This window comes from Polymorphospora sp. NPDC050346 (assembly GCF_040655695.1).
Lineage (GTDB): Bacteria > Actinomycetota > Actinomycetes > Mycobacteriales > Micromonosporaceae > Polymorphospora > Polymorphospora lycopeni.
In genome coordinates, this window is sequence record NZ_JBFAKM010000001.1 from 290,184 (window position 1) to 312,988 (window position 22,805).

20 protein-coding genes are annotated in these 22,805 nt (G+C 70.9%); 11 read left to right on the top strand and 9 right to left on the bottom strand.

Annotation, left to right across the window (positions count from 1 at the left end; translation table 11 throughout):
- Positions 1 to 116: 116 nt before the first annotated feature.
- Positions 117 to 1,037, top strand: coding sequence for a homocysteine S-methyltransferase family protein (locus tag AB0I42_RS01180; RefSeq protein ID WP_357533000.1), 921 nt, complete (start codon positions 117 to 119; stop codon positions 1,035 to 1,037).
- Here the strand turns inward: AB0I42_RS01180 and add are convergent.
- Positions 1,024 to 2,076: an adenosine deaminase gene (add, locus tag AB0I42_RS01185; RefSeq protein ID WP_357533002.1), complete on the bottom strand. Its 1,053-nt coding sequence runs from the start codon at positions 2,074 to 2,076 to the stop codon at positions 1,024 to 1,026. The genes AB0I42_RS01180 and add overlap by 14 nt on opposite strands.
- A gap of 121 nt (positions 2,077 to 2,197) precedes the next feature.
- Between add and AB0I42_RS01190 the strand changes: the two genes are divergently transcribed.
- The 3 genes from AB0I42_RS01190 to AB0I42_RS01200 all read left to right on the top strand — a co-directional run bounded on the left by AB0I42_RS01190 (position 2,198) and on the right by AB0I42_RS01200 (position 4,416).
- Positions 2,198 to 2,779: a hypothetical protein gene (locus tag AB0I42_RS01190; RefSeq protein ID WP_357533004.1), complete on the top strand. Its 582-nt coding sequence runs from the start codon at positions 2,198 to 2,200 to the stop codon at positions 2,777 to 2,779.
- Positions 2,776 to 3,303, top strand: a complete 528-nt coding sequence (locus AB0I42_RS01195; RefSeq protein WP_357533006.1) for a copper resistance CopC family protein — start codon at positions 2,776 to 2,778, stop codon at positions 3,301 to 3,303. Before AB0I42_RS01190 ends, AB0I42_RS01195 begins: the two co-directional genes overlap by 4 nt.
- Before the next feature lie 360 nt (positions 3,304 to 3,663).
- Positions 3,664 to 4,416, top strand: a complete 753-nt coding sequence (locus AB0I42_RS01200; protein WP_357533008.1) for a helix-turn-helix domain-containing protein — start codon at positions 3,664 to 3,666, stop codon at positions 4,414 to 4,416.
- A 1-nt stretch (position 4,417) separates the two neighbouring features.
- On the opposite strand, the gene AB0I42_RS01205 is transcribed toward AB0I42_RS01200, so the two are convergent.
- The 7 genes from AB0I42_RS01205 to AB0I42_RS01235 form a co-directional block, all read right to left on the bottom strand.
- Positions 4,418 to 5,485, bottom strand: a complete 1,068-nt coding sequence (locus tag AB0I42_RS01205; RefSeq protein WP_357533433.1) for an alpha-hydroxy acid oxidase — start codon at positions 5,483 to 5,485, stop codon at positions 4,418 to 4,420.
- 47 nt (positions 5,486 to 5,532) lie between these two features.
- A complete protein-coding gene (locus AB0I42_RS01210; protein ID WP_357533009.1) occupies positions 5,533 to 7,251 on the bottom strand; it encodes an alpha/beta fold hydrolase in 1,719 nt (572 codons plus the stop codon).
- 40 nt (positions 7,252 to 7,291) lie between these two features.
- Complete coding sequence (locus tag AB0I42_RS01215) at positions 7,292 to 7,663, bottom strand: VOC family protein (RefSeq protein ID WP_357533011.1); 372 nt, start codon at positions 7,661 to 7,663, stop codon at positions 7,292 to 7,294.
- A gap of 60 nt (positions 7,664 to 7,723) precedes the next feature.
- A complete protein-coding gene (locus AB0I42_RS01220) occupies positions 7,724 to 9,184 on the bottom strand; it encodes an FAD-dependent oxidoreductase (protein WP_357533013.1) in 1,461 nt (486 codons plus the stop codon).
- Between the two features lie 94 nt (positions 9,185 to 9,278).
- On the bottom strand, positions 9,279 to 10,529 hold the full coding sequence (locus tag AB0I42_RS01225; RefSeq protein ID WP_357533015.1) for a nitric oxide synthase oxygenase: 1,251 nt from the start codon (positions 10,527 to 10,529) through the stop codon (positions 9,279 to 9,281).
- Positions 10,530 to 10,566: 37 nt separating this feature from the next.
- Positions 10,567 to 13,077, bottom strand: a complete 2,511-nt coding sequence (locus AB0I42_RS01230) for an ATP-dependent Clp protease ATP-binding subunit (protein ID WP_357533017.1) — start codon at positions 13,075 to 13,077, stop codon at positions 10,567 to 10,569.
- 57 nt (positions 13,078 to 13,134) lie between these two features.
- Positions 13,135 to 13,641, bottom strand: a complete 507-nt coding sequence (locus AB0I42_RS01235; RefSeq protein WP_357533019.1) for a winged helix-turn-helix domain-containing protein — start codon at positions 13,639 to 13,641, stop codon at positions 13,135 to 13,137.
- Between the two features lie 334 nt (positions 13,642 to 13,975).
- Between AB0I42_RS01235 and AB0I42_RS01240 the strand changes: the two genes are divergently transcribed.
- The 3 genes from AB0I42_RS01240 (at position 13,976) to AB0I42_RS01250 (ending at position 16,495) form a co-directional block, all read left to right on the top strand.
- Complete coding sequence (locus AB0I42_RS01240) at positions 13,976 to 14,878, top strand: ABC transporter permease (protein ID WP_357533021.1); 903 nt, start codon at positions 13,976 to 13,978, stop codon at positions 14,876 to 14,878.
- A 177-nt stretch (positions 14,879 to 15,055) separates the two neighbouring features.
- The gene (locus tag AB0I42_RS01245) at positions 15,056 to 15,682 is read left to right on the top strand and encodes a DUF6073 family protein (RefSeq protein WP_357533023.1); all 627 of its coding nucleotides are present in this window, start codon (positions 15,056 to 15,058) and stop codon (positions 15,680 to 15,682) included.
- 219 nt (positions 15,683 to 15,901) lie between these two features.
- Complete coding sequence (locus tag AB0I42_RS01250) at positions 15,902 to 16,495, top strand: methyltransferase domain-containing protein (protein WP_357533025.1); 594 nt, start codon at positions 15,902 to 15,904, stop codon at positions 16,493 to 16,495.
- Positions 16,496 to 16,525: 30 nt separating this feature from the next.
- Here AB0I42_RS01250 and AB0I42_RS01255 read toward each other — a convergent pair whose 3' ends face one another.
- Positions 16,526 to 17,821 (bottom strand): AarF/UbiB family protein, encoded by a 1,296-nt coding sequence (locus tag AB0I42_RS01255; RefSeq protein ID WP_357533027.1) that lies wholly within the window; start codon positions 17,819 to 17,821, stop codon positions 16,526 to 16,528.
- A gap of 117 nt (positions 17,822 to 17,938) precedes the next feature.
- Between AB0I42_RS01255 and AB0I42_RS01260 the strand changes: the two genes are divergently transcribed.
- The 4 genes from AB0I42_RS01260 to AB0I42_RS01275 are packed head-to-tail and all read left to right on the top strand — an operon-like array spanning position 17,939 to position 22,738.
- The gene (locus AB0I42_RS01260) at positions 17,939 to 18,634 is read left to right on the top strand and encodes an O-methyltransferase (protein ID WP_357533029.1); all 696 of its coding nucleotides are present in this window, start codon (positions 17,939 to 17,941) and stop codon (positions 18,632 to 18,634) included.
- The gene (gene hppD / locus AB0I42_RS01265) at positions 18,634 to 19,668 is read left to right on the top strand and encodes a 4-hydroxyphenylpyruvate dioxygenase (RefSeq protein ID WP_357533031.1); all 1,035 of its coding nucleotides are present in this window, start codon (positions 18,634 to 18,636) and stop codon (positions 19,666 to 19,668) included. Before AB0I42_RS01260 ends, hppD begins: the two co-directional genes overlap by 1 nt.
- The gene (locus AB0I42_RS01270) at positions 19,665 to 21,200 is read left to right on the top strand and encodes a PLP-dependent aminotransferase family protein (protein WP_357533033.1); all 1,536 of its coding nucleotides are present in this window, start codon (positions 19,665 to 19,667) and stop codon (positions 21,198 to 21,200) included. The genes hppD and AB0I42_RS01270 overlap by 4 nt, the downstream gene beginning before the upstream one ends.
- Positions 21,197 to 22,738: a 4-hydroxyphenylacetate 3-hydroxylase N-terminal domain-containing protein gene (locus AB0I42_RS01275; protein ID WP_357533035.1), complete on the top strand. Its 1,542-nt coding sequence runs from the start codon at positions 21,197 to 21,199 to the stop codon at positions 22,736 to 22,738. Before AB0I42_RS01270 ends, AB0I42_RS01275 begins: the two co-directional genes overlap by 4 nt.
- Positions 22,739 to 22,805: the final 67 nt, after the last annotated feature.

A 22,805-nucleotide genomic window follows, 5' to 3' on the forward strand; every position in this document is an offset into this window, starting at 1 on the left:
CCATAGGTGCCGTAGATCGACCGGCCGCGAAATATGGCAACCGGCGGCAAGACCCGTGGACTACGCGGAAACGGCGGCGGAGCATCGATTCGAGCCGACTTCCCCGGGAGGTGCCGGTGCCCACGGCGCGACCGACGCTCCTCGACGGTGCGATGGCCACCGAACTCCAGCGGCACGGCCGGTCGATGCGCGATCCACTGTGGAGCAGCGAGGCGCTCGGCGACGCCGCCGGTCGGACCCTGGTCCGCGACGTGCACGAGCGCTACCTCGCCGCCGGCGCCGGCGTGGTCACCGCCAACACGTTGCGGTGCAACCGCCGGACGCTGGACCGCGCCGGACTCGACGAACCAGCCGCCCGCCACCTGGTCGAAATCGCCGTCCGGCTGGCGGTCACGGCCCGCGACACGGTCCGGCCGGCGGCGCGGGTCGCCGGTTCGATCGGGCCGGCCGAGGACTGCTACCAGCCGCACCTGGTGCCGCCGGACGCGCAGATCCGGGCCGAGGCGCGCTGGCTCGCCGGGCTGCTCGTCGCCAACGGGGTGGACCTGCTGCTGGTCGAGACGGTCAACACCGCGCGCGAGGCGCTGGCGGCACTGACCGAGGCGCGGGCGTACGGCGTGCCGGTCTGGGTCAGCCTGGTGTGCGCCCCCGGCGCCCGGCTGCTGTCCGGCGAGCCGCTGGCACCGGTGGCGGCCCGGCTGGTGCGGGCCGGGGCGGCGGCGGTGCTGGTGAACTGCACCGGGCCGGCCGACACCGGCGCCGCGCTGACCGCCCTGGCGGCGGCGCTGGCCGACACCGGTACGCCGTTCGGCGCGTACCCGAACGTGGAGGACCGGACGGGGATCGCGCCGAACACCGCGGTCGACCGGTACGTCGCACCGCACACCGGCCCCGCCGGCTTCGGCGCCCTGCTGGCCGACTGGTGCGACCACTTCGGACTGTCCATTGTGGGTGGATGCTGTGGCACCACGCCCGCACACGTGGCGGCGGCCGCGGCCGGGTTCGCCGGGGCGGGAGCGAGGTTCAGTGCGCGCTGACCCGGAACTCCGCCAGTTCGGCCCGCAGCCGCCGGCCCAGGTCGTGCCGGTCCGGCTCCGGCAGCAGCGCCGAGTCGGCCCCGGCCAGCGTCATCTCGGCCAGCTCGGCAACGCTGAACCCGAAGTGCGTCACCGCGAGCCGGTGCTCGTCGGTCAGGTCGGTGTGGAACATCGACGGGTCGTCGGTGTTGACGGTCACCGGCACCCCGGCCTCCCACAGCCGGCGCAGCGGATGCTCGCGCAGGTCGCGCACGGTGCCGGTGCACAGGTTGCTGGTCGGGCAGACCTCCAGCGGAATCCGGCGGTCGCGCAGCACGGCGAGCAGGTCCGGGTCGTCGGCGGCCCGGATGCCGTGCCCGATGCGGGCCGGGCCGAACTCGAGGCAGTCCCAGATCCCCTCCGGTCCGACCGCCTCGCCGGCGTGCGGGACGAAGGCGACACCGTTGGCGGTGGCGTACCGGATCGCCTCGGCGAACAGCGAGGCCGGCCGGCCGGGTTCGAAGCCGCCGAGCCCCAGGCCGACCACGGCACCGGTGCGGGCACCGGCCACGCACATGGCCGCCACCTCGTGGCACTCGTCGAGCGGCTCGCCCCGGACGTGGTCGAGCACGAAGCGCATCCGTACGCCGGTGTCGGCGAGCACCCGGTCGGCCGCCCGGGACAGCGCGTCGAGCTGCTCGTCGTACGGGATGCCCCGGCCGCGGTAGCGGGGGCCGGGGCTGTACGTCGCCTCCAGGTAGCGGACGTTCTGACCGTGCGCGCGCAGCCCCAGCTCGTACGTGATCAAAGAGATGTCGTCCGGTTCGCGGATCGCCGCCGTGCACCTCTCGTAGAGGTCGAGGAAGTGCGCGAAGTCGCGGAACCGGAACAGTTCACGCACCTCCGCCTCGGTGCGCACGCCGAGGTCGAGGTGGTGCTTGCGGACCAGCCGCAGAAACGTCTCGGGGCGCATCGACCCCTCGACGTGAACGTGCAGCTCGACCTTCGGCATCGCCGCCACGACGGCCGAGAGGTCCGCATGACACAGAGAGGATGACATCGATCGATCTTAGGTTGACGGTGTCGTCAAGTACACCACCGGTCGAGCGCCCTCGACCGGTCGAGCTGTCCACCAGGACGGGGGCGACCGCCCTCGTCACCACCCCGGACGGAGTGCGTCAATGACCGCCACCCAGTCATCCGGCAGCCGGGCCAAGAGCCTGATCGCCACCCTCAACGGCCCGCTGCACCAGCGGGCCCTCGCCATCTACATGATCATCGTGGTCGCCCACTGGGCCGAGCACATCGTCCAGGCGGTGCAGATCTGGGGCCTCGGCTGGCCGACGCCGGAGGCGCGCGGCGTGCTCGGCATGCCGTTCCCCTGGCTGGTGCAGCAGGAGTGGCTGCACTACGGATACGCGCTGGTGATGCTGATCGGGCTGGCCATCCTGCTGCCGGGCTTCCACGGCCGGTCGCGGACCTGGTGGCGGATCTCGCTGATCATCCAGGTGTGGCACCACCTCGAGCACCTGCTGCTGCTCATCCAGTCGCTCACCGGCGCGCACCTGCTCGGCAGCGCCACCCCGGTCAGCATCGCCCAGCTGGTGGTGCCCCGGGTGGAGCTGCACCTCTTCTACAACGCGATCGTGTTCCTGCCGATGATCATCGCGATGTACCTGCACGTGCGCCCGACCAAGGTCGAGGCCGCGAAGATGACCTGCCGCTGCGCACCGGCCCGTACGGCGGCCGCACTGGCCCGATGACCGCGGCGACCCTGCGCCGCGCGGTCGCCATCGGGATCTTCGCCGTCTCGCTGCTCGGGCTGCTGCCGCTGGTGCTGGACGAACCCGTCGGGCTCGCGGCCGCGGCACCGGCCGACCAGTCGGTCGTCGAGGCGGCACCGCAGACGGTCTCGCTCACCTTCGCCGGCGAGATCGACCGTGACTCGGCGCACGTCACGGTCCTGGACGCGGACGGCCGGGCGGTCATCGCCGGCCGTCCGGTCGTGGACCGCTACGAGATCCGCCAGCCCGTCTCGATCAGCGGCTCCGGTGGCTACTCGGCCACGTACCACGTCAGGTTCGCCAACGGCGCGGTCGCGACCGGCACGGTGTCGTTCGGGGTCGGCGACGGCGCACCGCCCCGCGTGGCGGGCGGGCACGCCAGCCACGGGGGGCAGATCGACCCGGTGACGCTCACCGTGCTGGCCGCCAACGTCGTCGCCCTCGTGGTGATCGGCTGGAAGCTCGCCCGGCGACGGCCGGCCCGGACGGATCCACCCACCTGAGACCCTTTACTATCCTCCGGACATACCAACCGCGCCGCCACGCTCACCTCACCACCCCCTCGGCACTGCCGGTAGCGAGCCGATCGCAGATCGTCTAGCACGGCAAACGGGATCATGTAACGACCACACCGGCACCCACCGAACGGGTACCCCGCACTACGTGATTTTGAAGGTAAGCTGGGAGGGCGGCCCCGCTGCGGTGCCGCCCGGCCCGGGTGGGGTCGGGTGGTGTTTGGCCAGGCGGTGTTCTGACCAGGTGATGGTGGGGCCGGGTGGTGGTGGGGCCGCGGGCGCGCGGCCCCGGGTAGGCGCCGCCGCGGCCGGAACACGGCCCGCGGGACGGCCCGGTGAGGAGCGACGGTGAAGGAGCAGCGCGAACGGCGCACATACGGGCAGCAGTGCGGTCTGGCGTACGCATTGGACATCGTCGGCGAGCGCTGGACCCTGCTCATCGTCCGGGAGATGCTGCTGCGCCCCCGCCGCTACCGCGAACTGCTCGACGCGCTGCCCGGCATCGGCACGAACCTGCTCGCCGAACGGCTCAACTTCCTCACCCAGGCCGGGGTGATCGAGCCGACCGACCCCGACCGGCGCACCGGCGGCTACGCGCTCACCGAGCTCGGCGAGAAGCTGCGTGAGCCCGTGCTCGCCATGGCCCGCTTCGGCCTCGCCGTCATGTCCGGGCAGTCCGAGCCCAGCCCGGCCACGGTCACCCGCGCCTCCTGGGCGGTGCTCGCGATCGAGGCGATGTGCCAGGCCGAGCGGGCCACCGCCGACGAGACGTACGAGTTCGACGTCGCTGGCGAGGTCTTCCACGTCATCGCCAGCGACGGCAAGGTCGCGACCAGGTCGGGGCCGGCGACCGACCCGGTGCTGCGGATCGGCACCGACACGCAGACGTTCTTCGACCTCGGCTCCGGGCTGATCGAGCCGGTCGAGGCGGTGCTCAGCGGATCGGTCACCATCGAGGGCCCGCCGGCCGCCGTGCCGCGCTGCCTCTACCTGCTCGGCCTGGGCTCCGAGCCCGCCGAGCGCAGCCTGCTGGGGCCGGCCCGCCGCACGCCCCGCCGGCCGGCGACCGGCGCCGACCCGGCACTGACCTCCGCGCGGTAGCTCAGCACCCGCCGCCGGCGACCGACGTACGCAGCCGGCGCGCGCTGTCCACGTCGGGGCAGCCGGCCAGCGCCATCGCCTCGTGCAGCTCCTCGCTGATCAGGTCGAACACCCGGGTCACGCCCGGTGCTCCCCCGGCCGCCAGTCCCCACAGCAACGGCCGGCCGACCAGCACCCCGGCCGCGCCGAGCGCCAGGGCCTTGAGCACGTCGACGCCACCGCGGATGCCGCTGTCGACCAGCACCTCGCAGCGGCCGGCGACCGCGTCGACCACCGCCGGCAGCGCGGTCGCCGTCGCAACCGCCCCGTCGAGTTGCCGCCCACCGTGGTTGGAGACCACCACGGCGTCGGCGCCGGCGTCGACCGCCAGCGCGGCGTCGTCCGGGTCGAGGATTCCCTTGAGCACCAGCGGCAACCGGGTTACCGACCGGACCCAGGCCACGTCCGCCCAGCTCAACGAGGGGTCGAACAGGACTTTGGTGTGGAGGGCCACCTCCGACCTGCCGGCCCGGCCGGCACCCGCGCCCGGGCCGCCGCCCGCGCCGCCGAGGTTGGCCGCCACCACCGTCGCCGGCCGGACCAGCCCGCCGCGCATGTCGCGGAGCCGGCGGCCGAGCAGCGGTACGTCGACGGTCAGCATCAGGGCCGCGCAGCCGGCCGCCTCGGCCCGGCCGATCAGTTCCCGGAACAGCCCGCGGTCGCGCAGCCAGTAGAGCTGCATGACGGTGGCGGCACCGGTCGCGGCGATGTCCTCGACCGTACGGCTGGCCATCATGCTCACCACGAACGGCACCCCGGCGGCGGCGGCCGCCGCCGCGGTGGCGACCTCCCCGTCCGGGTGCAGCCACGTCTGGTAGGCCATCGGCGCCACCGCCAGCGGGACCGGCACCGGCAGGCCGAGCAGCCGGGTCCGGGCCGTACGGCCGGCGACGTCGACCGCGACCCGGGGCAGCAGGCGGACCCGGTCGAACGCCAGCCCGTTCTCCCGCATGGTGTGCTCGCCACCGCTGCCGCCCTCGACGAAGTTCCACGCGTCGGCGGTGGTCGTCGCGCCGGCGGCGGCCCGCAGGTCGTCGAGGCAGACCGCGGCCTCGACCGGACCGGTCAGGGTGTCGCTCACCAGACCACCGGCGAGAGCGTGGCCAGCAGCCAACCCAACGCGAGCGCCTGCACCGGCGCGGTGAGTCGCGGGTCCCGGCTGGCGACGTAGACCCCGGCGACGACCAGTTCGAGCAGGATGAGGAACGGCGCCAGCACCATCAGGTAGAGCCCGAGCATGCCGGGCAGCACCGCGTTGCCGACCCCGACCATCACGGCGCCCAGGATCAGTACGCGGGCGGCCAGTGACCAGCCGCTGGCGGCGAGCGGCGAGCCGGCCCGCAGCAGGTCGTCGACGACGTGGAAGAACGGCAGCATGATCAGCGCCATCAGCAGGGCGATCACGATCCGGGCCGGGGTCGGGACCAGCGTGTGTCCGGTCGGTCCGACCGGCAGCAGGACCAGCAGGAGGCCGCCCACGGCCAGCGCCACCGGCAGCAGCAGCCGGCGTACCCCGGCCGTCGGGGCTTCGGGGCGCGGCCCGGCCGGGGGCGCCACCGCTTCCGGTGCCGGCTCCGGCGGCGCGACCCGCGCCGGTGCCGCGCCGGGTGGCGCGACGGATGCCGTCGCGGCGTACGCCGGCACCGGCCCGGTCGGGGTCAGCCAGCGCCGCACCGGATCGAGGCGCCGTACGGCCAGCAGCAGGACGCCGGCCACCCCGAGCAGCAGCGCCAGCGCACCACCGGCCTCCACGCCGATCAGCAAGCCGGCGTCGCCCCAGGCCAGGAACGGGATCGGGAGCACCACGGCGACCAGCACCAGCGGTAGGGCGCGCCAGCCGGCGCCCCGGCGGTCCGGCCGGCGCCCGGCGACGGTGCCGGCCAGCATCCCCAGCCCGAACAGCACGCCGACGGCGGCGACCAGGTAGAACACGGCGAGCAGCCGGGTGTCGTCGTCGGTGGTACGCGGTGCCGCGCCCGGCCCCGCCGCCCGGTCCATCCAGTCGGCCATCAGGTCGGCGGTCTGCCCGGCGTACAGCATCGACAGGTGGTTGGAGTTGGCGATCTCGCGCAACCCGACCGCCGACCCGGCCGCGATGTCGCCGTACTCGCTGCCGAAGTCGATGTCGCCGCCGAAGACCTCCTCGGCGGTCCGTACCGCCTCGTCCCGGACCAGGACCGGATCACCCTGGGCGACCAGGAACAGCATGTTGCGGGCGGTGACGCCGCCCTCCACCGAGGCGACCGACCCGCCGAGCGCCATCGTGGCCACCGGCCGCGTGTCGTGGGTGGCGAAGTCAACCACGGCGGCGGCACCCATGCTGTGCCCGGCGACCGCGATCCGCCGCTCGTCCACGTACGACTGCCGGGCCGCCCATTCGAAGACCGCGGTGAGGTCGGCGCGGCGCCCCTCGAAGCCGTGGATCTCGTGCCGGTCGGTGTTGCCGCCGTGCCCGCGGAAGTCGAAGGTGACCACCACGAAGCCGGCGTCGGCCAGCCGGCGGGCGAGCCAGTTCATCATCGAACGGTCCGCGGAGTGGCCGTGCGCCAGGACGACGGCCGGCAGGCCGCCGGGCGGCGACGGCGGCAGGTCGACCGTGCTGCTGTTGCCCGGCACCGCGCCCGGCACGTACATCGTGGCCGGGATGCGGCCGTCGATGACGACGTCGCGGTGCGGGACGCCGCCGAGGTTACGGGCGCCGAGCTGGACGGCCAGCACGGCCGTGACGACGGTCAGCAGGCCGACCAGGCCGACCCCCAGGAGCCGCCAGTGCCGCCGTACGGGTTTGTCCGTCATCTCCCCCACCTCGTCTCGCCCGCCCGGTGATCCGGCGGTGTTACAGGGTCATGCTCCACACGCCGATCGGTACGCCGGTGGGGTCGGCCAGCTCGGCGAACGCGCCCGACTCGGCATCCATCATGGACGGTTCGGAGCGGACCGTGCCGCCGAGCTTCACCGCCTGCTCGACGGTGCCGCGCAGGTCGTCGGTGTAGACGAACAGCACGGTGCTGGCGGTGCCGACGATCGCCCCGTCGGCTTGGGTGATCATTCCGATCTCCTTGCCGTCGTGCCAGATGGTGGCCCCGATGACCTCCCCCAGCGGCGCGAACGGCTGGTACGTCCAGGCGAACAGCTCGGCGTAGAAGGCCTTCGCGGCCTCGGGGTCCGGGGTACGGATGTCGAACCATTCGACGCTGCCGGTCGGCACAGCACTCACCTTCCCAGTCGGGATCGGCGGGCCGGGTCCGTCGGACCCGGCCCGGGGAACCTACGCGTAACGGGCGTGGACGGCGTTGAGGTAGCGGGTGATCCGGTGGTCGGCGTGGTCGGGGTCGAAGACGATGCTGAGCAGCACCTCCGGCGACAGCCCGATCGGGTGTTCCACGGCGTCGTAGTAGCGCTGCGCCGCCTGCTGGTAGAACACGTCGAGCACCGTGGTGTCGGTGTGCGAGGGCAGCCGCAGGCCGGCCTCGATCGAGGCGGAGACGCCGTGGAAGGCGAACTCCTTGACCGCCTCCTCGACCGTCATCGACTCGATCGGCCGCCGCTCCGGCTTGAAGTGCGGCAGCGCCTCGGCGAGGCTGCCCTCGCCGAGGATGTCGTCGACGACGAGCTTGGCCAGCACCGGCGAGCAGTGGAAGCCGTCCCGGTAGGTGCCGGTGGTGACCAGCAGCCCGTCGATCGACGTACGGCCGATCAGCGGGAAACCGTCGATCGCGACCGGGCGGTTGCCGACCAGCCAGCTCACCACGTCGGAGTAGAACAGCCGGTGGTCGAGCTGCTCGCGGGCCACCTGCACGAGGAACTCGCTCATGCCGATGTCGGGGGTGTGTGCCGGCTCGGAGAACAGCAGGTTGGTGGCGCCGAGGTATTCGACCCCGTCACCGAGCGGGATCGCGTGCAGGCCGCAGGAGCCGGAGCGGTTCGGCGTACGCACCACGTGCTGGAAGCCGACGCCGACCCGCCGCTGGGTCTGGACCGCGATGCCCTTGCCGGCGAACATCGCCGGGACGCTGCCCTCCTCGAAGACGCTGGTGAGCGGGCCGCTGAACGAGCCGGCGGCGAGCAGGACGGTGCCGGCGCTCAGCGTGCTGCCGTCGGCCAGGCTCACCCCGCGTACGGTGCCGTTCTCGACCTCGAAGCCGGCGGCCTCGGCGTCGACGAACCGTACGCCGTGCCGGGTCGCGGCGGTCTCCAGCGCCGACAGGACGGCGCGGGCGTCGATCGCGCCCTCGCGCGGCAGGTGCAGGGCACGCAGCGGCCGGGCCTCGGCCAGCGGGTCCAGGCCGGGGATGTCGGCGGGCGCGATCTCCTCGTGCGGTTCGTCGAACTTGGCCAGCGCCGCCAGGAGGGCCGCGAAGTTCTCGTCGTCCAGGTGACCGGACTTGGCGTTGAGCAGCACGGTCGTGCCGTGGCTGAGCGACTTGTCGACGTCGGCGACCCCGGACTCCTGCTTGAGCTGCTCCAGCCAGGCGGGCCAGGCGTCCAGCGCGTCGCGGCAGAGCTGGAACTTGGCCTGGCTGGCCGGCGACATCAGGGTGTACTTGGTGATCTCGCCGAAGGTGTTGAGCATGGCGCCGGCGGCCATCGAGGCGGCGCCCGAGCGGTGCCGCGGGCCGAGCACGACGATGCTCGTCCCCGGGGAACGCCGGGCCAACTCGTAGGCGATGGAGGTGCCGATGACGCCGTTTCCGACCACGACTACGTCAATTGAATCCTGCTCAGGCATTTGTTCGCTCCCTGGCTGGCGGCGCGTGACGCTGCTGACTGTTGCCAATTTCCATGCAAGCTATACGCCGGTACGTACCGGCTGGAAAATTCTGTTAGATGTCTGATGCCATTAATTCGGCCGCCGAAGACGGCGGCGAGTCGCCGGTGGTGGCCGTACCGGAACTGAACGGACAGCCGGTGGCCGGGGTGGCCGCCGGGGTGAGGAAATTCGGCAGCAGTTCGGCGGTGTCGTAGTACCGGTGGAATACCGGGGTCTGCGAACTGGACATCGGTGGCACGATCCAGCTCCAGTCCGCCGGGCATATCCGGCCGGCCCGCTCCTCACTGCGCAGATGCGTGATGAATCGGGCGGACTCCGTATGGTGGTCGGTGATGGTGACGTTGGCCTTACGGAACGAGTAGAGGACCGACCGGTTGAGTTCGACCAGGGCCCGGTCCCGCCACAGGGTGTGCTCGGCCGAGGTGTCCAGGTCGAGAAGTTTGGCGACCGCCGGCAGCATGTCGTAGCGGTCGATGTCGCCGAAGTTGCGCGCGCCGATCTCGGTGCCCATGTACCAGCCGTTGAACGGTGCCGCCTGGTAGGTGATGCCACCGATCCGCAGCGCCATGTTGCTGATCGCCGGTACGGCGTGCCAGCGCAGCCCCAGGCCGGCGATCGTGTCCAGTTCCGGGTGCTCGATGTCGACTTCCAGTACGGCGTCGGCCGGTAGCTCGGCGAGCATCGGCCGGCCACCGGCGGGTTCGACGATGAGCGGCAGGACGTCGAACCGGCCGGGCGGGCCTGGCGGCTGCCAGCCGAGCGAACGGGCCAGCTCGGTCAGCTCGACGTTGCGCGGGTCACCGCGGACCGACCCGTCCGGCTCGCGGTAGCCGGCGTAGCGGATGAGCTGGTCGTTGACGATCCGTGGCCCCGGCCGACCGGGCCGGTCCGGCGGAAGCACCGTGATGACCGGACGGATCCGTCCCTGGTTGGTGGCCGCCCGCAGGTGGTCGACGCAGGCGAGCATCACGTCCCGCCCGGTCGTGGCGGTGCGGAGGTCGCGCACCTGCAGGCTGCGCCAGTAGAGCCGGCCGATGCAGGCGTCGCTGTTGCGCCAGGCGACCCGGGCACCGAACCGCAGCTCGTCGGCGGTCTGCTCGTACGTTCCGGTCTCGGCGATCTGCCGGCGGACCTCGGCGACGCGTTCCGTCGGCGGGCCGAGGGCCGGCGTCTCGGCGTGGTACTGCCGGATGAAGGCTTCCGCCTCCTCGACGGCCGCCGGTGCGGGCAGTTCCGCCAATGGCGCCGACCGGCTCGGCCGGCGCGACGGCGGCGGCGACCAGATGCGGCTGGGGACGGTCATGGTCACTCCTGATCGCTCGCGGAGGTCGGTGGCGTCCCTAGCCCGGCTCGCCCGGGGTGCTGGCGGCGGTGGGTACGGTCTCCACCGGCTGCTCGGTGCCGCGCATCACGAGTTGGGCGCCGTCGAGATCGTCGGGGTCGCCTTCGCAGTCGATGACGACGATCTGGCCCGGCTTCAGCTCGTTGAACAGGATCCGCTCGGACAGGTTGTCCTCGATGTCACGCTGGATCGTCCGACGCAACGGACGCGCACCCAACACAGGGTCGAACCCCTTCTTCGCCAGATACCGCTTGGCGTCGTCGGTCAACTCCATGCTCATGTCCTTGTTCCGCAACTGCGTCTCGATCCGACCGATCATGATGTCCACAATCGAAAGGATCTCCGTCTGCCGCAACTGATGGAACACGATCGTGTCATCGATCCGGTTCAGGAACTCCGGCCGGAAATGCTGCTTCAACTCATCGTTGACCTTCGTCTTCATCCGCTCGTAGTTCGACTCCGAGTCCTCAGAAGCCTGGAAACCAAGAGACGCAGCCTTCGCCACATCCCGCGTACCCAGGTTCGTCGTCAGGATGATCACCGTGTTCTTGAAGTCCACGATCCGACCCTGACCATCGGTCAACCGACCATCCTCCAGGATCTGCAACAACGTGTTGAACACATCCGGATGAGCCTTCTCGATCTCATCGAACAACACCACCGAGAACGGCCGACGACGGACCTTCTCCGTCAACTGCCCACCCTCGTCATAGCCGACATACCCCGGAGGCGCACCCACCAGCCGCGACACCGTGTACCGGTCATGGAACTCACTCATGTCCAACTGGATGAGCGCGTCCTCACTACCGAACAGGAACTCCGCCAAAGCCTTCGACAGCTCCGTCTTACCAACCCCGGACGGGCCGGCGAAGATGAACGAACCCGAAGGACGCTTCGGGTCCTTCAACCCGGCACGGGTACGACGGATCGCCTTCGAGACCGCCTTGACCGCGTCCTCCTGACCGATGACCCGCTTGTGCAGCTCGGCCTCCATACGCAGCAGCCGGGAAGTCTCCTCCTCGGTCAGCTTGTACACCGGAATACCGGTCCAGTTCGCCAGAACCTCGGCGATCTGCTCATCGTCGACCTCGGACACCACGTCCAGGTCCCCGGCCTTCCACTCCTTCTCCCGCTGCGCCTTCTGACCCAGCAGCTGCTTCTCCTTGTCCCGCAACTGCGCCGCCCGCTCGAAGTCCTGCGCGTCGATCGCGGACTCCTTGTCCCGACGCACCTGCGCGATCCGCTCGTCGAAGTCCCGCAGATCCGGCGGCGCCGTCATCCGACGGATCCGCATCCGCGCACCCGCCTCGTCGATCAGGTCGATCGCCTTGTCCGGCAGGAACCGATCCGAGATGTACCGGTCCGCCAGGGTCGCCGCGGCCACCAACGCCGCGTCGGTGATCGTCACCCGGTGATGCGCCTCGTAACGGTCCCGCAGGCCCTTCAGGATCTCGATCGTGTGCGCCAGCGACGGCTCACCCACCTGGATCGGCTGGAACCGCCGCTCCAACGCCGCGTCCTTCTCCACATACTTGCGGTACTCGTCCAGCGTCGTCGCACCGATCGTCTGCAACTCACCACGGGCCAGCATCGGCTTCAGAATGGACGCCGCGTCGATCGCACCCTCCGCCGCACCCGCACCGACCAACGTGTGAATCTCGTCGATGAACAGGATGATGTCACCCCGGGTACGGATCTCCTTGAGCACCTTCTTCAAGCGCTCCTCGAAATCACCCCGATACCGCGAACCCGCGACCAGAGCACCCAGATCAAGCGTGTAGAGCTGCTTGTCCTTCAGCGTCTCCGGCACCTCACCCTTGATGATCTTCTGGGCCAGGCCCTCGACCACCGCGGTCTTGCCGACCCCCGGTTCGCCCGTCAGCACCGGGTTGTTCTTCGTACGCCGGCAGAGGACCTGCATGACCCGCTCGATCTCGCGGTCCCGCTCGACGACCGGGTCCAGCTTGCCCTCCCGGGCGGCCTGGGTCAGGTTACGACCGAACTGGTCCAGCACCGGGCTGACCTGCACCCCGGTCTCCTGGGCGTGCGCACCGGGGGTGATCGCCTCTCGGCCCTCCCCGGAGAGCAGCTTGGTCACCTGGTCGCGGACCCGGTTGAAGTCCCCGCCGAGCTTGACCAGCACCTGGGCGGCGACGCCCTCACCCTCCCGGATCAGCCCGAGCAGGATGTGCTCCGTGCCGATGTGGTTGTGCCCGAGCTGCAGCGCCTCACGCAGCGACAGCTCCAGGACCTTCTTCGCCCGCGGCGTGAACGGGATGTGTCCACTCGGCGACTGCTGCCCCTGCCCGACGATCTCCTCGATCTGGTGTCGGACACCTTCCAGGGAGATACCGAGGCCCTGGAGGGCCTTCGTGGCCACCCCGCCGCCCTCGTGGATGAGGCCGAGCAGGATGTGCTCCGTGCCGATGTAGTTGTGGTTGAGCATCCGGGCTTCTTCCTGAGCCAGGACGACAACCCGTCGCGCTCGGTCGGTGAACCGCTCGAACATCTCTGCTCCTCGACACGAATCCGCAGGGGCCGGTACGCCGTCAGCCGCGCCGGCGCGTCACTTGACGAGTTCCAGGAGGTAGCCCTGGCCCCACACGGTGCGGATGGCCAGGTTCAGCGGGCCGATCCGGCGACGGACCCGCATGATGTGCAGATCCAGCGCGTTGCGCCGGCTCAGCGCGGGGCGTTCCGGAAGGCAGCGCAGCAGCTCGCCGCGCGACACGACCTCGCCGAAGTTGCGGGTCAGGCATTCCAGGATGTCGGCCTCGGTCGGCGAGATCGCGCAGGACCGGCCGCCGTAGCGCAGCACGCCGACGGGGTCGATCTGCGGAACGCTGTCCACCCATGCCTTCGCGCGCAGGGTGGCCATCCGGGCTTCCAGGTCCGTGCGGCTGACCGGGGCGCGCACCCAGTCCTCCTTGGCGTCGCTGCACAGTGGTGGCCGGCAGCCGCCCTCCACCACCAGCAGCCTGGGTATACCCAGGGCCTTGTACCGTTCCCGCCGGACTTCCTCCGCCGGCCAGCGAACGAGCTTCACATCCGTATCGTTGTGGATTCCGGTCACGGTTCACCTACCACTTGGCGGACTACCGATGGGAAGAGTCCGGGTGTCTGTCATTGACAAGGAATCGCCCGGCCATCGACAGGTTTACATCCGGACACGGACCCTGTCAATCACTTGACAAGCAGTCGAACGCTCTACCGAGGTCTGGTCAAGTCTGCCCGGGGGCACCCCGGATCGCTTTGCTGCCAACGCTTCCCACGCCGAGGGCACGCGTACCGGCAACCGTACGACGAATCCGTCAACGAGCTGACGGATGCCGTCGTAACCGCCGGTTGACGGAACTTGAATGGGCAGCGACCGGGCGCGATCCGCGACGACCACAGGGAGCGACTCCGTGCAGCAATCGACGACACCGGCCGGGGCCCCGGGTGCGGCGACCCCGGCCCCGCCAACCCCGCCACCCCGCTCCGCCGCCGGCCCCCGGAGCGGCCCGCCACCCCCGCCGTACGCCGCGAACCGGCTGCGCTCGGTGGGCAACCGGGTCGACGAGGTCGTCGTACTCGCCCGGCGCAACCTGATCCAGATGCGCCGCCGGCCGGCGCTGCTGATCTTCTCCATCATCGAGCCGGTGCTGCTGGTCCTGATGTTCCGGTTCGTCTTCGGCGGTGCGGTCGACACCGGCGTCGACGGGAGCTACGCCGACTTCATGGTGCCCGGCATCCTGGTGCAGACGGCCACCCTCGGCGCGGTCACCATCGGCTCCAGCCTCGCCCGCGACCTGCACGGCGGCACCCTGGACCGGTTCCGGTCGATGCCGATCGCCCGGGCCTCGGTGCTGGCCGGGCACACCCTGGCCGGCCTGGTACGCAGCCTGGTGGTGCTGCTGGCCATGGTGCTCACCGGCCTGCTCGTCGGCTTCCGCCCGACCGGTGGGCCGCTGGACTGGCTGGGTGCCATCAGCCTGCTGCTCCTGGTCGCCTTCGCCATGGCCTGGGTCACCGCACTGGTGGCGCTGCTGGCCGGCGGGGTGGAGATGGTGGAAACCCTCGGCCTCAGCCTGCTGTTCCCGCTCACCCTGATCAGCAGCGCGTTCGTCCCGGTGGCGAGCATGCCCGGGCCGATCCAGGCGTTCGCGGCCAACCAGCCGCTGACCGCGTTCATCGACGCCATCCGCGCGCTCCTGCTGGACCAGCCGGTCGGCACGAGCGCGGTCCGGGCTCTCGTCTGGACCGCCGTCATCTGCGCGGTGTTCGTGCCACTGACGGCCGCCGCCTACCACCGCAGCACCCGCCGTTGACCCTCACTACATAATTCTCAACCACGATTTCGGACCACCGATCGGCGACGTTTCTGCACTTCAACGCTGGGATCTGGCGATCAACGGGACGCCAGGCATCGACGAACCTCTTGACCGAGAGGGTCGTCACTATATTCTTATGAAGCAGTTGCCGTACTCCTAGCAGAGGAGCCCAGCATGTCCCAGAACTACTTCCCGCCCGGTGGTACCGACTACCTGCACCTCTGGACCGACGCCGTGATCGAGATCGCCGGCGACACCGAGACGATCGAGGCCGACGGCTGGTTCGTCGTCAACCGCAGCTTCCCGCTGCGCGAGGACCCGAACAAGATCATCGTCCAGATCCTGCAGATGAACCTGCGGGGCCACAGCGAGCACCTCGGTGAGTTCCTCTTCACCATCAACCCGCAGCTCCCGACCATGGGCGAGGAAATGACCTTCGCCCCGGAGGAGTTCGCGACGCGGTTCAAGGGCTACTTCAACGTGTTCTTCGAGCTGCAGCTCCTCGAGCAGGGCAAGACCCTGATCAACAAGGACCCGATCAACATCTCGGGTCTGTTCGGCGCCCTGCCGCCGATCGGCGCCGTCGGCGAGATGGCCCCCGGCGACCGGGTCGGCATGTACGACAAGGCCAACCCGGACAGCGAGCCGATCATGTACATGCTGGCCACCCGCAAGATCGTCGGCCAGTACGTCAGCGGCGACTTCAACGCCCGCAACGAGGACTTCGTGGCCAGCCAGGAAGTCGCCGCGGAGTGGGCGCGTACCGCCAGCACCCTCACCAGCGCCCCGGCGAAGGCCTGACCTTCACCGTAAGCGTTGACACCTGCCGCCCAGGCGACCTGCGTCGCCTGGGCGGTACGGCCGTGCGGCACCGGCCCGGCCGTCGAGCCCAGGGAGGAACCGAGTGACCGGTCGCAAGCCCTGCACGATCCGGCGGTATCCGCGGTGGACCCACCGGCGGGGTCGGGCCGACCTCGCCGTACGCCCCACCGGGCGGCGGTTCGGCGAGGGGCGGCACTGATGGCCGACCCCGGATCGGTGGCGAACTTCAACCGGATCGCCGACCGCTACGACCGCCACCCCGGCCAGTTCGGCTGCCGCCGCGCCGACGACGACGTCCTCGACGCCCTCGACGGGGTGTCCCCGCGCACCGTGCTCGACATCGGCTGCGGGACCGGCCGCCTGCTGCACCGGGTCGCGCTACGGTGGCCGGCGGCCCACCTGACCGGTATCGACCCGGCGTCGGAGATGATCCGGGTCGCCCGGACCAAACTGCCCGAAGCGACCCTGCTCACCGGCACCGCCGAACAGTTGCCGGTCGGCGACGGCACGGTCGACCTGGTGCTGAGCACGACGTCGTTCGGGCACTGGTCGGACCAGCCCGCCGGGCTGCGCGAGGTGGCCCGGGCCCTGGCCCCGCAGGGCCGGTTCGTGCTCGCCGAACACACCCCGCCGCCGGCCTGGTCCCGGCGTCTGCTGCGGGTGTTCGGCGAACTGCCGGCACACCACGACCAGCCGACGACACGGCGGCTGGTGGAGGCGGCCGGGCTGCGGGTGGTCCGCGCCGGCCGGGTCCGTGGCGGGCTGCTGCTGGTGGTCGCCGTACCGGCCTGACACGGGTGCCCCGGCCGCTTGACGAGCTTGTCAGGCGGCCTTCTCCTTCGGGATGGCGGTCAGCAGCGCCCGGATCAGCACCGGCTTGGCCTCGGCCTGGAAGTCGACGTCTGCGTCGAACTCGTTGATCATGCCCTCGAGGACCAGCAGCGACAGCAGCGGGAAGACGAACTCGGGCGCGGCGAAGAGCCCGCACCGACGCTGGAGGTCGAACAGGGTGGCCGCGAACGGGGCGAGCTGGAACTCCCCCGCCGGCTTGGCATGCGCGCCCTCGACCAGATCGATGATGCCGGCCCGGAAACGCTCCAGGTCGGCCGTACCGGCCTCGTTGCGCGCGCTGCGTTCCACGATGGACGCGCACTGCCGCCCGTTGCCGCGCGACATGTTGAAGAAGAACTCGGCGAACAGCTTGCGTACCCGCGGCGTGAGGTGCACGACGAAGCCCGCGTCGAGCAGCACGACCTCGCCCTCCTCGTCGAGGTAGAGGTTGCCCGGGTGCAGGTCGCAGTGCACCACACCGTCGATGAACAGCATCCGGTAGACGCACTGGAGCACCCGGCGTACCGCCAGCTCGGCGACCTCCGGGGCGAGTTCGTCGCGCCGGAACCGGCGCAGTCCGGGCACGAACTCCATCACCAGGACGCCCTCCCGGCTGGCGTCCGCCACCGGTGCCGGGACCCGCAGGTAGGTCAGGTCGCCCAGGTTGGCCCGCAGCAGGTTGAGCGCGTCGGCCTCGGCGGCGAAGTCGAGCTGGCCGAGCACCGCCTCGCGGATCTGCCGGACCATCGTGACGGCCGGCAGCCGGGCGAAGCCCGGAATCCGCTGGATCACGCCGGCACCCGTCGCCATCAGCCCGAAGTCGGCGGTCATCCGCCAGGCCAGCCCGGGCCGGCGCACCTTCACCGCCACGTCCGTGCCGTCGAGCAGCCGGGCCCGGTAGACGCAGGCGATGCTCCCGCTGGCCAGCGGCTCCCAGTCGAACTCCGCGAACGGCCAGTCCCCGCCGGCGTACGCCTTCTCCACCGTCTCCCGCACCTGCCGGTCCGACATCGCCGGCACCCGGTCCTGGAGCTTGCTCAGCGACTCGCACAGGGCGGGATCCAGGAGGTCCTGCCGGGTGCTGAGCAACTGGGCGCCCTTGATGTAGCTGGCCCCCATCGCGGTGAGCAGGCCACGCAGCCGGGTCCACAACGCCTCGCGGACCGCCTTCCGGCCGCGGGGCGCGACCCGGACCACCGCCGGGACCGACGCCACCGCGTGACCGGTGACGATGCCGGCGAGTTGCACCGTCCGGAGTCCCAACTGACGCCAGCGCGGCTCGGCCATACGCACCCCCTAGGTACGCGCCATACTGCTTGACCGACAGATTAGGGTCAATAGCGCCCAACCAGCGTGCAACTGTGCCCACAAATAGCGCACGGACTTGTTGCCACCGCCTGAAAGATGTGTTGTCCGACGTCCGCGACCGGCACTAACTTCGGTCGCGTGAAGGTGATTACCATACCGGGCGTCGAGGAATATGCCGCCGCCCATACCACGGCAGATCCGGACCACCTGCTCGACCTAGCCGCCGAAACGCGGGCCCGCTGCGAGCGGCCGCACATGATGATCGGCCCGGTCGAGGCGCGCTTCCTCCAGTTCTTTCTGCTCACGCTGCAACCGAAGCGTGTTCTGGAGGTCGGCACGTTCACCGGCTACTCCTCGCTGTCGATGATCGAGGTACTGCCGCCGGACGCCGAGATCACCACCTGCGAGATCAGTCAGGAACACGCTGACATCGCGCGTAAGCACATTGCCGCCGCCGGTTACGGGGATCGCATTTCCGTACGCGTCGGACCGGCGCTGGAAACTGTTTCCACGCTTACCGGCCCGTACGACTTCGTGCTTCTCGACGCCGATCAGCGGCACTTCCCGGAATACCTGGATCTGGTGCTCCCGCTGCTGTCCGAGGACGGCGTCGTGGTCGCCGACAACGTGCTCTGGAGCGGCGCGGTGCTCGACCCGGAGGACAACGAGCCGGCCACCGAGGGCATCCGCCGGTTCAACGACACCGTCGTCGCCCGGCCCGACCTCGTCTGCGTGCTGGCCAGTGTGCGCGACGGCATGATGTTCATCCGACGCAAGAAGGCGACCCGCTGATGGACCCCGCCGGCATCGACCACGTCGAACTGTGCACCGACCAGCCCGACCGGCTGGTGGCGTACTTCCGCGACGGCATGGGCTGCACCGCCCGGCCGGTGGACGACCCTGCCGGCGGAGGCCGCGTCCTGCTCGCCCAGGGCGACATCCGGCTGCTGATCACCCCCGGCTCCGCCGACGACAGCGCCGCCCGGTACGTCGAACGGCACGGCGACGGCGTACGCGACATCGCGTTCGGTGTCGCCGACGCCGCCGAGGCGTACGCGACGGCGCTGCGCCGCGGCGGCCAGTCGCTCGCCGCGCCCGCGGTCCGGACGCTGCCGGACGGCACTCCCGGCCTGGTCGCCGTCGTGGCCGGCCCGGGCGACCTGGTGCACTCGCTGGTCCAGCGGCTCGAGCCCGCCCCGCCCGCGTCCCGCGACGGAGCGCTGCTCACCCTCATCGACCACGTCGCCATGTGCGTCCCGGCCGGGGAACTGGCACCGACCGTCGAGTTCTACAGCCGGGTCTTCGGCCTCCAGACGATCTTCGAGGAGAAGATCGAGGTCGGCGACCAGGCGATGAACTCGATCGTGGTGCAGAACCGGCACACCGACATCACGCTGACCCTGATCGAACCGGACACCAGCCGCGCCCCCGGCCAGATCGACGCGTTCGTCGCCGACCACGGCGGCCCCGGCGTGCAGCACCTCGCGTTCCTCACCGAGGACATCACCGTCGCCGTGCCGACGCTGCGGGACCGGTCGATCACCTTCCTGACCGCGCCGGACAGCTACTACCCGATGCTGGCGGAGCGGCTGCCCCACCTGGAAGACCTCATCTCGCCGCTGCGCGAGCTGGACGTGCTGCTCGACAACGACCACTGGGGACACCTGTTGCAGATCTTCACCCAGTCGCGGCACCCCCGGGGCACGCTGTTCTACGAGATCATCGAGCGCCGCCAGGCCCGTACGTTCGGCAGCGGCAACATCCGCGCCCTGTACGCCGCCGTCGAACACGACCGGCTCACCGCCGGGGCACCCGACCGCAAATGACCGCCACGCGGGTCGCCACGGCGGCGGACGGACGGCTCGAACTGCGCGCCGCCGACCTGTGCGCCGCGCTCTCCGACCCGGTCATCGAATCGGCCACCTTCCTCAACGAGATCGCCTCCCGGCACCCGGCCGCGATCTCGCTGGCCGCCGGGCGGCCGTACGACGGGTTCTTCGACCCCGGCGAGATCACCGGTCTCGTCGACGAGTACGTCCGCCACCTGCGGGCCGAAGGGCTCGACGACGCGGCGGTGACCCGGCACCTGTTCCAGTACGGCCGCACCGCCGGGCACATCCACGAACTGGTGGCGCGTACGGTCGCCAACGACACCGGGCTGGTCGTCGACCCGGAGTCGGTGGTCGTGGTCACCGGGGCGCAGGAGGGCATGTTCATCACCGCCCGCGCGCTGTGCGCCGGCCCCGACGACGTGCTGCTGGTGCCGACCCCGTGCTACATCGGGATGCTCGGCGCGGCCAGCCTGCTCGACGTCACCGTGGTGGGCGTACCCGAGGGGCCCGGCGGGCTGCGTCCCGCCGACGTGGCCGCGACGGCCGCCCGGGTCCGGGCCGCCGGCCGCACCCCGCGCGCCCTGTACGTCGTGCCGAACTTCGCCAACCCCTCCGGGCACACGATGTCCACACCGGACCGCGAGGCCCTGCTGGCCGTGGCCCGCGAGCAGCGGCTGCTCCTCGTCGAGGACGACCCGTACGGCTTCCTCGCCGCGCCGCAGGACCGCCTGCCGGCACTGAAGGCGCTGGACACCACCGGTCACGTCGTGCACATCGGCACCTTCGCCAAGACCTGCTTCCCCGGCGCCCGGGTCGGCTACGTCATCGCAGACCAGACGGTACGCACGAGCGACGGCCGGCAGACGCTGCTGGCCGACCAACTCGGCCTGATCCGCAGCATGATCACGGTCAACACGTCGGCGATCGCCCAGGCGGTCATCGGCGGGATGCTGGTCCGGTCCGGCTGCCGGCTGGACGCCCTCAACGAGGACCGGACCCGGTTCTACCGCGACAACATGCGCCACCTGCTGCACCGGTTGGCCGCCGAGTTCCCGCCGGACCGCCGCGCCGAGCACGGGGTGTCGTGGCACTCGCCGGCCGGCGGCTTCTTCGTCGTACTCGACCTGCCCTTTCCGGCCGACGAGGAGCTACTGGCCCGGTCCGCCGCCGACTACCAGGTGCTGTGGACGCCGATGAGCTACTTCTACGCCGGTGGCGGCGGCACCCACCAGCTCCGGCTGGCGTGCAGCGCGCTGCCGCCCGACCAGATCACCGAGGGCGTACGCCGGCTGGCCCGCCTTGTCCGGAACCGCAACGCGGCCGCCGGCCCCGGTCACACCGCCGCGTCAGCGGCCGACCTAGACCACACCGCCGCGTCAGCGGCCGACCTAGACCACACCGCCGCGTCAGCGGCCGACCTAGACCACACCGCCGCGTCAGCGACCGGCCTAGACCACACCGCCGCGCCCGCGGCCGCAAACCAGACCGCCGCCACGCAGGCGGCCGACGCAGGAGGTGCGCCGTGACGCTACCCGGCAGTGACGAGCGGCCGTTCACCGGCGCGGAGTACCTGGAGAGCCTGCGGGACGGCCGGGAGGTGTGGATCTACGGCGAGCGGGTGAAGGACGTCACCAGCCATCCGGCCTTCCGCAACAACGCCCGGATGGTCGCCCGGCTCTACGACGCGCTGCACGGCGAGGCCGAGCGCGACGTGCTGACCATGCCGACCGACACCGGGTCCGGCGGGTTCACGCACCGCTTCTTCCGCGCGCCGCGCGACGTCGACGAGCTGCGCCGCTCCCGGGACGCGATCGCCGCCTGGCAGCGGCACTGCTACGGCTGGCTCGGCCGCTCCCCGGACTACAAGGCGTCGTTCCTGGCCACGCTGGGCGCCAACGCCGACTTCTACGCGCCGTACGCCGACAACGCCCGGGCCTGGTACCGGCGGGCCCAGCAGCGGGTGCTGCACGTCAACCACGCCCTGGTGCATCCGCCGGTGGACCGGCACCGCCGGCCCGACGAGGTCGCCGACGTCTACGTGCACGTCGAGCGGGAGACCGACGCCGGCCTCATCGTCAGCGGCGCGAAGGTGGTCGCCACCGGGTCGGCGCTGACCCACTACAACTTCATCGCCCACCACGGCCTGCCGATCAAGGAGAAGCCGTTCGCGGTGGTGTTCCTCGCCCCGATGGACACCCCCGGGGTCAAGCTGCTCTGCCGTGCCTCGTACGAGATGACCGCGGCCCGCACCGGCAGCCCGTTCGACTATCCGCTGGCCAGCCGGATGGACGAGAACGACGCGGTGATCGTCTTCGACTCCGCGCTGATCCCGTGGGAGAACGTTCTGGTCTACGGCGACGCCGAGAAGGCCAACACGTTCTTCCACAACTCCGGCTTCCTGCCCCGGTTCACCCTGCACGGGGTGACCCGGCTGGCGGTCAAGCTCGACTTCATCTGCGGCCTGCTGATCAAGGCGGTCGAGATCAACGGCACCTCGGACTTCCGCAGCGTGCAGGCCAACATCGGCGAGGTGATGGTCTGGCGGCACCTGATGTGGGCGCTGTCGGACGCGATGATCGAACGGTCCCGGCCGTGGGCGGGCGGCTTCGTCCAGCCCAACGAGGAGTACGCGCTGACGTACCGGGTGCTCGCGCCGATCGCGTACGGCAAGGTCCGCGAACTGGTCCAGCACACCGCCGGCAGCGGGCTGATCTACCTGAACTCCAACGTGGCCGACTTCCACGCCGAGGAGATCCGCCCGTACCTGGACCGCTACCTGCGCGGCTCGCACGGGCACACGGCGGTCGACCGGGTCAAGGTGATGAAGCTGCTGTGGGACTCCGTCGGCAGCGAGTTCGCCGGCCGGCACGAGCTCTACGAGCGCAGCCACGCCGGCAACGCCGAGGAGACCCGGGTCCAGACGCTGAAGAAGGGCACCGCGGCCGGGCTCGCCGGCCACATGCTCGACCTGGTCGACAGCTGCCTGTCGGAGTACGACCTCAACGGCTGGACCGCGCCCGACCTGGTGAACCCGGCCGGGCCGGTCACCGCCGACGACGCCTGACCGGCGGGAACACGCGGGCGGGGCGGGACGGGAACCAACGACGACGCCCGAACGCCGGGAAAACGCG

Bases quoted from the DNA above. Each gene is read 5' to 3' on its own strand.
- add (WP_357533002.1), bottom strand. From the start codon at position 2,076: ATGTCATCCTCTCTGTGTCATGCGGACCTCTCGGCCGTCGTGGCGGCG.
- AB0I42_RS01190 (WP_357533004.1), top strand. From the start codon at position 2,198: ATGACCGCCACCCAGTCATCCGGCAGCCGGGCCAAGAGCCTGATCGCC.
- AB0I42_RS01195 (WP_357533006.1), top strand. From the start codon at position 2,776: ATGACCGCGGCGACCCTGCGCCGCGCGGTCGCCATCGGGATCTTCGCC.
- AB0I42_RS01210 (WP_357533009.1), bottom strand. From the start codon at position 7,251: ATGACGGACAAACCCGTACGGCGGCACTGGCGGCTCCTGGGGGTCGGC.
- AB0I42_RS01220 (WP_357533013.1), bottom strand. From the start codon at position 9,184: ATGCCTGAGCAGGATTCAATTGACGTAGTCGTGGTCGGAAACGGCGTC.
- AB0I42_RS01225 (WP_357533015.1), bottom strand. From the start codon at position 10,529: ATGACCGTCCCCAGCCGCATCTGGTCGCCGCCGCCGTCGCGCCGGCCG.
- AB0I42_RS01230 (WP_357533017.1), bottom strand. From the start codon at position 13,077: ATGTTCGAGCGGTTCACCGACCGAGCGCGACGGGTTGTCGTCCTGGCT.
- AB0I42_RS01245 (WP_357533023.1), top strand. From the start codon at position 15,056: ATGTCCCAGAACTACTTCCCGCCCGGTGGTACCGACTACCTGCACCTC.
- AB0I42_RS01250 (WP_357533025.1), top strand. From the start codon at position 15,902: ATGGCCGACCCCGGATCGGTGGCGAACTTCAACCGGATCGCCGACCGC.
- AB0I42_RS01255 (WP_357533027.1), bottom strand. From the start codon at position 17,821: ATGGCCGAGCCGCGCTGGCGTCAGTTGGGACTCCGGACGGTGCAACTC.
- AB0I42_RS01260 (WP_357533029.1), top strand. From the start codon at position 17,939: ATGTGTTGTCCGACGTCCGCGACCGGCACTAACTTCGGTCGCGTGAAG.
- hppD (WP_357533031.1), top strand. From the start codon at position 18,634: ATGGACCCCGCCGGCATCGACCACGTCGAACTGTGCACCGACCAGCCC.
- AB0I42_RS01270 (WP_357533033.1), top strand. From the start codon at position 19,665: ATGACCGCCACGCGGGTCGCCACGGCGGCGGACGGACGGCTCGAACTG.